The organism is Vineibacter terrae (assembly GCF_008039615.1).
Classification (GTDB): Bacteria; Pseudomonadota; Alphaproteobacteria; order Reyranellales; family Reyranellaceae; genus Vineibacter; species Vineibacter terrae.
Genome location: NZ_VDUZ01000039.1, coordinates 84,534 through 93,994, shown reverse-complemented (window position 1 = coordinate 93,994; position 9,461 = coordinate 84,534). Strand labels below are relative to the sequence as shown.

9 protein-coding genes are annotated in these 9,461 nt (G+C 70.0%); 7 read left to right on the top strand and 2 right to left on the bottom strand.

Going from position 1 to position 9,461, the window contains the following annotated elements:
* The first annotated feature begins 66 nt into the window (after window positions 1–66).
* From FHP25_RS28720 to FHP25_RS28705, 4 genes are all read left to right on the top strand, one after another.
* Window positions 67–1,059, top strand: coding sequence for a phosphotransferase family protein (locus FHP25_RS28720; RefSeq protein ID WP_147850420.1), 993 nt, complete (start codon window positions 67–69; stop codon window positions 1,057–1,059).
* A 10-nt stretch (window positions 1,060–1,069) separates the two neighbouring features.
* Complete coding sequence (locus FHP25_RS28715; protein WP_147850419.1) at window positions 1,070–1,435, top strand: DUF6285 domain-containing protein; 366 nt, start codon at window positions 1,070–1,072, stop codon at window positions 1,433–1,435.
* Window positions 1,436–1,514: 79 nt separating this feature from the next.
* Window positions 1,515–3,035: an acyl-CoA carboxylase subunit beta gene (locus FHP25_RS28710; RefSeq protein ID WP_147850418.1), complete on the top strand. Its 1,521-nt coding sequence runs from the start codon at window positions 1,515–1,517 to the stop codon at window positions 3,033–3,035.
* A 135-nt stretch (window positions 3,036–3,170) separates the two neighbouring features.
* On the top strand, window positions 3,171–4,787 hold the full coding sequence (locus FHP25_RS28705) for an AMP-binding protein (protein ID WP_147850417.1): 1,617 nt from the start codon (window positions 3,171–3,173) through the stop codon (window positions 4,785–4,787).
* Window positions 4,788–4,835: 48 nt separating this feature from the next.
* On the opposite strand, the gene FHP25_RS28700 is transcribed toward FHP25_RS28705, so the two are convergent.
* Window positions 4,836–6,857 carry a molybdopterin-containing oxidoreductase family protein gene (locus FHP25_RS28700; protein WP_147850416.1) on the bottom strand — a complete coding sequence of 674 codons (2,022 nt, stop codon included), beginning with the start codon at window positions 6,855–6,857 and terminating at the stop codon, window positions 4,836–4,838.
* Between the two features lie 116 nt (window positions 6,858–6,973).
* Between FHP25_RS28700 and FHP25_RS28695 the strand changes: the two genes are divergently transcribed.
* Window positions 6,974–7,819 (top strand): VOC family protein, encoded by an 846-nt coding sequence (locus tag FHP25_RS28695; protein WP_178133852.1) that lies wholly within the window; start codon window positions 6,974–6,976, stop codon window positions 7,817–7,819.
* A gap of 1 nt (window position 7,820) precedes the next feature.
* Here the strand turns inward: FHP25_RS28695 and FHP25_RS28690 are convergent, their stop codons facing one another.
* Complete coding sequence (locus FHP25_RS28690; protein WP_147850414.1) at window positions 7,821–8,570, bottom strand: SDR family oxidoreductase; 750 nt, start codon at window positions 8,568–8,570, stop codon at window positions 7,821–7,823.
* 204 nt (window positions 8,571–8,774) lie between these two features.
* Here FHP25_RS28690 and FHP25_RS40970 point away from each other — a divergent pair, with 204 nt between their 5' ends.
* Window positions 8,775–8,915, top strand: coding sequence for a hypothetical protein (locus FHP25_RS40970; protein WP_178133851.1), 141 nt, complete (start codon window positions 8,775–8,777; stop codon window positions 8,913–8,915).
* 218 nt (window positions 8,916–9,133) lie between these two features.
* Complete coding sequence (locus FHP25_RS28685; RefSeq protein WP_147850413.1) at window positions 9,134–9,427, top strand: hypothetical protein; 294 nt, start codon at window positions 9,134–9,136, stop codon at window positions 9,425–9,427.
* The last annotated feature ends 34 nt before the right edge of the window (window positions 9,428–9,461 follow it).

Genomic DNA, 9,461 nt, shown 5'->3' with positions numbered 1-9,461 from the left:
TTTCGGACCGCGCGCGTCCACGCGCGCTCATGAATGCGCGCGTGGACGCGCGCGGTCCGAAAGATCATGACCGCCGATCTCTTCGACGACATCCGCCGCGCCGTGCAGCGGCGCTTCGGCAGCGCCGCACGCCTGGAGAACATCGTGGTGCCGACGCTGGGCGGCTCGAACCGCACGGTTGCCTTCGATCTCGTCGATGGCGCCGCGCGCCGCCGCCTGGTGTCGCGCCAGGAAACCTATGTCGCGCCCAACAGCCCGTTCCTGCCGTCCGACGACCAGTTCCGCCTGCTGCAGGTGGCCTTCGCGCACGGCATCCCGGTGCCGGAGCCGGTGTTCGCCTACGAAGCCGATGACGGCGCCGGCCATGGCTTCGTCACCGCCTTCGTGGGCGGCGAGACGATGCCCAACCGCATCCTGGGCGATCCCGGCTTCGCGGCCGTGCGGCCCCGGCTGGCGGCGCAGGCCGGCGCCATCTTCGCGGCGCTGCACGCCATCGATCCGGCCGAGGTGGATTTCCTCGCGCGCTACGCCGACAGCGACGATCCGATCGCAGCGCAGCGCGCGCGGCTCGACAGCTACGACGAGGCGCATCCCGCGATCGAGCTCGGCCTGCGCTGGCTGGAGCGCCATCGTCCGCCGCCCGGCCCACGCTGCTTCCTGCACGGCGACCTGCGCACCGGCAACTTCATCGTCGGGGCCGACGGCATCGCCGCCGTGCTCGACTGGGAGTGCAGCCATCTCGGCGCCGGTGTCGAGGATCTCGGCTGGCTGTGCACGCGTTCGTGGCGCTTCGGCCGGGTCGAGCTGCCGGTCGGCGGCTTCGGCAACCGTGCCGACCTGTTCGCCGCCTACGAGGCGGCCGGTGGCGCGCGTGTCGATCCGGATGCCGTGCGCTACTGGGAGATCTTCGGGCTGGTGCGCTGGGCGGTCCTGAACGTGATGCAGGCGCACGGCCATGTCTTCGGCGGCCGCCGCAGCCTGCCCTTCGCCGCCTGCGGCCGCAACACCAGCGTCATCGAGTACGACCTGATGATGACGCTTGCCGGCCGCTACGATTGAGGAAAGGCGCATGAGTCAGGACCGCCCCGACATCGATGACATCCTGTCGAGCGTGCAGCACTTCCTCGGCGGGCACGGCGAGGGCCAGCCGGGCGAGCAGCGCTTCCACGCCCAGGTCGCCGCCTACCTGCTGGGCATCTGCCGGCGCGAGCTGCAGCATGGCGCGGCGCTGGAAGCGGCCGAGCGACAGCGGCTGGCGGCGTTCCTCGGTGTCGAGGACGGCGTCGCGGCGCTGAACCGGCGCCTGTCGGCCGATATCCGCGCCGGCCGCCTCGACGATCGATGGTCCGAGGCGTTCGAGGTGGTCCTGGCGCATGTCATCGACAAGGTGACGGTGGTGCGGCCCGAACGACTGGAGCCTGACCACCGGCGCTAGCGAACCGCCTTGCGCGCGGCGCCGTTACGCGCTGAGCTAAACAATCATTCACATAGCGATCAATCTGCGTGGATCTGACATGCCCGATGACAGCAAGCCCCTCCGTTCCGACCTCGAGCTGGCGCTCAAGACGCGCGCCGAGCGCATGGATGCCGCGCGGCCGGCGGCGGTGGCGCAGCAGCGCAAGCGCAACCGCTGGACGGCACGCGAAAGCCTCGCCGCCCTGCTCGATGACGGCTCGTTCGTCGAGTATGGCGGGCTGGCGCGGCCGGCCGTGGCGGGCATGGAAGGCGCCGCCGACGGCATCGTGATGGGCACCGGCCGCATCGGCGGCCGCTCGGTCGACCTGCTCTTCTACGACTACACCGTCTATGCCGGCACCCAGAGCACCATCAACCATGCCAAGGCCAGCCGCATGTTCGCGCATGCGGAGAAGCACCGCCTGCCGGTGATCTGCTGGCTCGACGGCGGCGGCGCACGGCCGCACGACATGAAGGTCGAGGGCCGCGGCTCGACGCCGACCTTTGTGGTGTTCGCGCGGCTCTCCGGGCTGGTGCCCACCATCGGCATCCTGCCCGGCCGCGCCTTCGCCGGCCATGCCAACCTCGCGGGCATGTGCGACGTGCTCATCGCCACGAAGGATTCTGCGATGGGCATGGCCGGCCCGCCGCTGGTCGAGGCGGCGCTGGGCGTGAAGCTGACGCCGGAAGAGATCGGGCCGGCTTCGGTGCATGTCGCCTCCGGCGTGATCGACGTGCTGGTGGAGGACGAGGCCGAGGCGATCGCCGCGGCGAAGAAGTATCTCGGCTACTTCAACGGCCCCTGCCCGGCCGGCGAAGCGCCCGACCAGCGCCTGCTGCGTAGCGTCGTGCCCGACAACCCCAAGCGCGCCTACAACGTGCGCAAGGTGATCGAGCTTCTGGCCGATACCGGCAGCGTGCTGGAGCTGAAGCCCAGCTACGGCCGCGCCGTGGTGACGTCGCTGATCCGCCTGGGCGGCCGGCCGGTCGGCGTGGTGGCCAACCAGCCGATGTTCCTGGCCGGCGCCATCGACAGCCCGGCATCGGAGAAGGCGGCGCGCTTCATCCAGATCTGCGACGCCTTCGACATCCCCATGCTGCTGCTGTGCGACACGCCCGGCCTGATGGTGGGGCCCGACGTCGAGAAGACCGGCCTCGTGCGCCGCAGCGCGCGCGTGCTGGCGGCGCTGGCCAACGCCACGGTGCCGATGATGACCGTGGTGCTGCGCAAGGCCTACGGACTGGGCTACTACATCATGGGATCGCAGCCGCTGGATCCCACGATCCTGCTGGCCTGGCCCACTGCCGAGTTCGGCGGCATGGGGCTGGAGGGCGCCGTCAACATCATCTACCGCCGCGAGCTTGATGCGATCGTCGACACCGAGGAACGCGCCGCCCAGCACAGGCACCTGACCGACGAGCTCAAGCGCCGCAACACCGCCGTCGAGGCGGCGGCGCGCTTCCTCTACGACGACGTGATCGACCCGGCCGAGACGCGCGACATCCTGCTGAACACGCTGGCCACCGTGCCGCCCCCGCCGCCGCGCACGACCCGCAAGAGATTGATCGAACCGATGTGACGATGTGATGAGGACCGTCATCCCGAGCGCAGCGAGGGATCTCCCGCGAATGGCGCACCGTATCTCATTTCAGGGAGATCCCTCGCTGCGCTCGGGATGACAGGATGTTCGAACAACAAAATCGGAGGAACCGCTATGCCCACCGCCTGGCATGATCCGCGCGTACCGGCGCCCGAGGACTGCGTGCTGCGTCCGCTGCTGGAGCGACGTGCCGCGGCGACGCCGGACAAGGTGTTCATCCGCTTCGCCGACGGCAGCACCTGGACCTACCGCCAGACGCTCGAAATCGCGCGCCGCACCGCATCGGGCCTGCGCGCGCTGGGCGTCAGGCAGGGCGAGCACGTGCTGTCGTGGCTGCCCAACGGTCCCGACGCGATCCGCGTCTGGTTCGGGCTCAACATGCTGGGCGCGGTCTATGTGCCCATCAACCTCGCCTACCGGGGCCGGCTGCTGGCGCATGTCGTCGAGAACTCCGACGCGGCGCTGATCGTCGCGCACGCCGAGCTGTTCGTGCGGCTCGCCGACATCGACCGCGCCAAGCTGAAGCGGGCCGTGATCCTGGGCGGCGACGCGCCGGCGGTGCCGGGCATCGAGGCCCATCCCGCCGCGGCGCTGGCGCCCGATGCGGCCGACCTGCCGCCGACCGAGCGGCCGATCGCGCCCTGGGACACGCAGACCATCATCTACACCTCGGGCACGACCGGCCCGTCAAAGGGCGTGCTGTCGTCCTACCTGCAGCTCTATTCGATGGGCACGTCGTCGTTTCATTTCCTCGGCGCCGACGACCGCTACATGGTGAACCTGCCGCTGTTCCATGTCGGCGGCACGGCGCCGGTCTACGCCATGCTGGTGCTCGGCGGGTCGCTGGCCATCGTCGATGCCTTCGACACCGGCTCGTTCTGGCGGGTGATCCGCGAGACCCGGACCACGACGGTGGTGCTGCTGGGCGTGATGGCCCCGTTCCTGGTCAAGCAGGCGCCGGGCCCGCAGGACCGCGATCACAGCCTGCGCACCGCCATCATGGTGCCGCTGTGCGAGGACACGGCCGCGTTCAGCGAGCGCTTCGGCTGCGACATCTACACCGTGTTCAACATGACCGAGGTGTCGGCGCCGCTGGTGTCGGACCGCAACCCGGCCGCACTGGGCAGCTGCGGCCGGCCGCGCGACGGCGTCGAGGTGCGCATCGTCGACGAGAACGATTGCGAGGTGGCGCCGGGCGACACGGGCGAGCTGGTCGTGCGCACCGACCGGCCCTGGGCCATGAACCACGGCTACTACAAGAACCCCGAGGCCACGGCGCGCGCCTGGCGCAACGGCTGGTTCCACACCGGCGATGCGTTCCGCGTCGACGCCAACGGCGACTATTTCTTCGTCGACCGCATGAAGGACGCGATCCGCCGGCGCGGCGAGAACATCTCCTCGTTCGAGGTCGAGACCGAGGTCTGCGCCCATCCCGCGGTCAAGGAAGCCGCGGCGGTGGCGGTCGCCAGCGAGTTCGCCGAGGACGAGGTGCTGGTCGCGGTCTCATTGGCCGAGGGCGCCAGCCTCGATCCGGCGGAGCTGGTCCGGTTCCTGATCCCGCGCATGGCGCATTTCATGGTGCCACGCTACGTGCGCATCGTGCCCGAGCTGCCCAAGACGCCGACGCAGAAGGTGCAGAAGCACATGCTGCGCAGCGACGGCATCACCCCCGACACCTTCGACCGCGAGAAGGCCGGCATCCGGGTCCGCCGCGAGAAGATCGGCACCTGATGAGGTGCTCTTTCGGACCGCGCGCGTGGACGCGCGCGGTCCAAAAGATCACCACGCCTTCACGTCGAGGTACGTGCTTTGATACGTGGCGCCTTCGCCGATGTCGGTGTAGCGGTCGGAGCAGAGCATGTTGACGGTGCCCGACACCGCCTCGTCGTCCGGCCGCTGGCCCGGCACCAGCACGACGCCGGGCTGCACCTCGTCGCTGACACGCACCTTCAGGCCGACCTCGGCGCGGTCGTTGAACAGGCGCACCGACTGGCCGTCAGCGAGGCCACGCGCGCGGGCGTCGTCGGGATGCAGCACGCAGAACGGCGCGCCCTCGCGCCTGCGCAGGAACGGCACGCCGGAGAACGCGGTATGGCTCTGGAAGTAGCCCGGCGCCGTCAGCAGCCGCAGCGGCCAGCGCGCCGCGTCGCGCGTCTCCTCGGGATCGGGCTGCCAGTCGGGCATCGGCGGCAGGCCCTGCCCCTCGAGCGCCGCGGAATAGAACTCGAGCTTGCCCGAGGGCGTGCGGAACTGCTGGCCGCCTTCGGGCGCGATGCGGACCGGGCCGGCTGCCGGCAGGTCCTGGGCAGCGACGGCGGCCGAGGGTCCGCGCGCGCCCTTCATCATCGCCGCCAGGATCTCGGCCTGCGACTGGCCGAACACGGGGTCCGTCACTCCCAGCCGCGCGGCCAGGGCCTGCGCCACGCGCACATTGGACCAGGCCTCGCCCTGCGGCTCGACCGCGCGCTGGCCGTACTGCATGTAGTAGGCGCCGTAGGCGCGGTAGAGGTCCTCGGTCTCGAGATAGGTCGTCGCCGGCAGCACGATGTCGGCATAGCGCGCCGTCACCGACAGGAAGGGGTCGTGGACGACGGTGAAGAGGTCATCGCGCATCAGCCCGCGACGCACCTTGCCGGCCTCCGGACAGGTGACCGCCGGGTTGTTGGCGGCGATGAAGATCGCGCGCAGCGGCGGATCGCTCATCTCCAGGAGCGCCTCGCCCAGCCGCAGGTGGTTCACCAGCCGCGTGCTGGCCGGCCCCGAGGGCTTGCGCACGACATTGTAGTCGAGCTCGCACGAGGCGGCGGTCATCAGCATCGCGCCGCCACCCGGCCTGCCGTAGGCGCCGGTGACGCCGGGCAGCAGGGCCACCGCCCGCAGCGCCTGGCCGCCCTGCGCCAGCCGCGTCATGCCCTCGCCCAGGCGGATGAACGGCGTCCTCGCTTTGCCGTACAGCGCCGCCAGCCGCTCGATGTCGGCCACGGACAGGCCGGTGATCCCGGCCACGCGGTCGGGCGTGAAACGCGGCAGCACCTCGCGCTCGACGCGCTCGAAGCCCAGCGTCTGCTGCGCGAGATAGGCGCGGTCAGCGAGATCGTCGCGCACCAGGATATGCATGATGCACAGCGCCAGCGCCGCGTCGGTGCCGATGCGGATCGGCAGGTGCCAGTCGGCGCCCCTGGCGGTGCGGCTGCGGCGCGGATCGATCACGACCAGCTGCACGCCCTTCTTGCGCACCGCCTCGAGCTTGGCCCAGAAGTGCACGTTGGTGGCCATCAGGTCGGCGCCCCAGGCGATCACCAGATCGGCATCGACCACCGCCTCGGGGTCGGCGCCGCCGATCGGTCCGACCGTGGCGTTCCACGCCTCCTCACAGCAGGTGTCGCATACCGTGCCCGCCTGCAGGCGGGAGGTGCCCAGCGCATGGAACAGGCCGTTGACGAGGCCGCGGTTCATCAGGCCCTGATGGGCACTATAGGCGTAGCCCAGGATCGCCAGCGGACCGGACTCGGCGATGATCGCGCGCCAGCGCGCCGCGATCTCCTCGAGCGCCGCGTTCCAGGAGATCGGCGCGAACCGGCCCTCGCCCTTGACCCCGACGCGGCGCAGCGGCGTCTTCAGGCGCTCGGGGGAATGGACGAGCTCGCCGTCACGGTTCACCTTGGAGCAGGCGAAGCCGGCGGTGAACGGCTGGTCGGGATCGCCGCTGATGCGCACCACGCGGCCATTCTCGACGCGCACCAGCAGCGAGCACATGTCGGGACAGTCATGGGCGCACACGGTCCGGATCGTCGTCGCCACGTCTTCGCCTCCACCTTGATGAAGAAAGCTGACTGCCAGAGTGGATTGGCCTGGCGCAAGGTCCAATGCATGCGCTACGACCAGACCAATTCCCAGCCATGACAACGGAAGGCGCCATGCCCCAGCATCTCACCGGCATCGACCATTGCGTGATCCTGGTGCGCGAGCTCGACGCCGCGGCCGCGACGTGGCGCCGGCTCGGCTTCACCCTCTCGCCGCGCGGCTACCATAGCGCCCATATGGGCACCGCCAACCACACCATCATGCTGCAGGACGACTATTTCGAGCTGCTGGGCGTGGTGGCGCCGACGGAGCAGAACCACCGCTTCCGCGAGGAGATCGCGCGCGGCGAGGGTCTGTCAGCCGTGGCGCTGCAGACCGACGACGCCGATGCCGCCTGCGCCGAGATCCGCGGCATGGGCATGGCCGCCAGCGACGTCGTGGCCTTCTCGCGGCCGGTCGACCTGCCTGGCGGCGGCCAGGGCGAGGCCGCGTTCCGCGTCACCCATTTCCCCGACGGCCTGCTGCCGGGCGTGCAGCTGTTCGTCTGCGGGCAGCTCACCCGCGACACGGTGTGGATCCCCGAGCTGATGACGCATCCCAACGGCGCGCTCGGATTGGCGGCGCTGGTGATGGCCTGCGCCGATCCCAGCGCCACGGCGGCGCGCTGGGCCCGGGTGTTCGGGACCGCCGCCCTCGCTGCCATCGACGGCGGCGTGCGGGTCGACACCGGCAAGACCAAGGTCGAGCTGCTGGCGCCGCCGACGCTGGCGGCGCGCTATCCCGGCGTGCCCATGGACACCAGCCGCGACCGGCTGGTGGGGCTGGCGATCCGGGTTGCCGATCTCGGCAAGGCGCGGGCCGCGCTCACGGCCGGCAAGGCGCCCTGGCGCGAGAGCGAGGGGCGCACGATCGTGGCCCCTCAGGACGCCTCGGGCACGCTGCTGGAGTTCGTGGCCTAGCTCAGGCGCCGGCGCGCTTGGCGAAGGCGGCGCCGCCATAGATGCTGTCGGTTGGCATGACCTCCATCAGGGTCACGTCCATGCGCTGCGGCGCATCGAGCACGAACAGGATGGCGGCGACGATGTCCTCGGGCTGCAGCGAGGCATAGTCGTCGTAGAAGGCGCGCCGCGCCGCCGCCTGATCCGCCATCAGGCGCAGATGGATGCCGGTCTCGACGCGGCCGGGCACGATCTCCGTGACCCGGATGCCGCAGCCGTGCAGGTCCAGCCGCAAGGTCTGGCTGAGGTTATGGATCGCGGCCTTGGTCATGCCGTAGGCCGGCATGCCGGGGATCACGTGCAGGCCGGCAGTCGAGCCGAGATTGACGATGTGCCCGCGCCGCCGCGCCTTCATGCCCGGGACCACCGCCGCCAGGCCGTTGATCACACCGGCGATGTTGACCCGCAGCAGGTCCTCCATCTGCGGAACCGTTGTCTCATAGGACGGGCCGCCGGTGGCGACGGCGGCGGCGTTGTTGACCAGGATGTCGGCCTCGACGCCGTCGAGCGCCGCCATCATCGCGGCGCGGTCGCCGACATCGAGCGCGTGCGGCACGCAGCCGGTGTCGCGCGCCAGCGCCGCCAGCGGCTCCGCTGTGCGGGCGATGGCGTGCACCAGCAGCCCGCGCCCGCGCAGCGCCCGGACCAGGGCCGCGCCGATGCCGCGATTGGCCCCCGTGACGACGGCGGTGCGGTACGCGTCGATTGCCATGTCTCTCCCCCGTGGCGTCGGCCAACGCAGCCGAACTGAACACGATTGTCATAGCATCGCCGCCATCGATCCAGTATCTGCGGGCCAAGCACTATTTTGATTGTCCGTCTGCGTGTGTCCGGGGCCTTCGGGCCTGCATGGGGATCTATATGCGACGTTTCCTGCCGATCCGGTGGGTGCTGCTCGCCGGTATGTCCTTCTCATATGCGTCCGCTGCTTCGGCCCAGGGTCGCCTACTATGTCGGCCAGCTGACCCTGAACGACGGCCACAGCTTCCAGGGCTGGATCGAGATTCCCGACGAGCCTTATCTCGCCAAGTATCTGCAGGATCAGAAGTCCGGCTGAGCCGGTTCTCGCAGCCAGGCTGTAGCCGATCACAGATTCGACGCAGCCCGGACGGAGAACTTTGCATCGCGCGCTTGACCGGGCGTGCCTGGACCTTACTTGATTCCCCAGCGGGATGACCGATTTCGTTCGACCACCAGAGGTGGGAGGCCCCGCATTGCGCCGGCGCGGTGCATGCACGCACCGCGGCGCCCGACTCAATCGACATGGAGTGTGCGATGAGACTGTCTGCCGCACGGGTCGAACGAACCCTGAGCCAGTTCGAGGCACAATGCATCCCCGACAACCACCCGGTGGTGCCGCAACTCAATCAGATCTTCGGGGATCATACCTTCTTCATCGACAACAAGGGCCTGCACATCGTCGAGCCGGCCGAGCCGGAACGCGGCGGTACGCCGACCGGGCAGGTCATCAAGCTTGCGACCTGGAGCGACGCCAACCGGACCAGCCTGGCGCCCCATGAGCCCGAAATGACGGATGTCATCGTGGTCCTGGGCGCCGAGCCGAACTGATTGATCGGACGTGACACCAAGCCGGCAGGCGCCA

What these genes read in the sequence shown, in the direction of transcription:
- FHP25_RS28720 (WP_147850420.1), top strand. Translation starts at nt 67, where the DNA reads ATGACCGCCGATCTCTTCGACGACATCCGCCGCGCCGTGCAGCGGCGC.
- FHP25_RS28715 (WP_147850419.1), top strand. Translation starts at nt 1,070, where the DNA reads ATGAGTCAGGACCGCCCCGACATCGATGACATCCTGTCGAGCGTGCAG.
- FHP25_RS28710 (WP_147850418.1), top strand. Translation starts at nt 1,515, where the DNA reads ATGCCCGATGACAGCAAGCCCCTCCGTTCCGACCTCGAGCTGGCGCTC.
- FHP25_RS28705 (WP_147850417.1), top strand. Translation starts at nt 3,171, where the DNA reads ATGCCCACCGCCTGGCATGATCCGCGCGTACCGGCGCCCGAGGACTGC.
- FHP25_RS28695 (WP_178133852.1), top strand. Translation starts at nt 6,974, where the DNA reads ATGCCCCAGCATCTCACCGGCATCGACCATTGCGTGATCCTGGTGCGC.
- FHP25_RS28690 (WP_147850414.1), bottom strand. Translation starts at nt 8,570, where the DNA reads ATGGCAATCGACGCGTACCGCACCGCCGTCGTCACGGGGGCCAATCGC.
- FHP25_RS40970 (WP_178133851.1), top strand. Translation starts at nt 8,775, where the DNA reads ATGCGTCCGCTGCTTCGGCCCAGGGTCGCCTACTATGTCGGCCAGCTG.
- FHP25_RS28685 (WP_147850413.1), top strand. Translation starts at nt 9,134, where the DNA reads ATGAGACTGTCTGCCGCACGGGTCGAACGAACCCTGAGCCAGTTCGAG.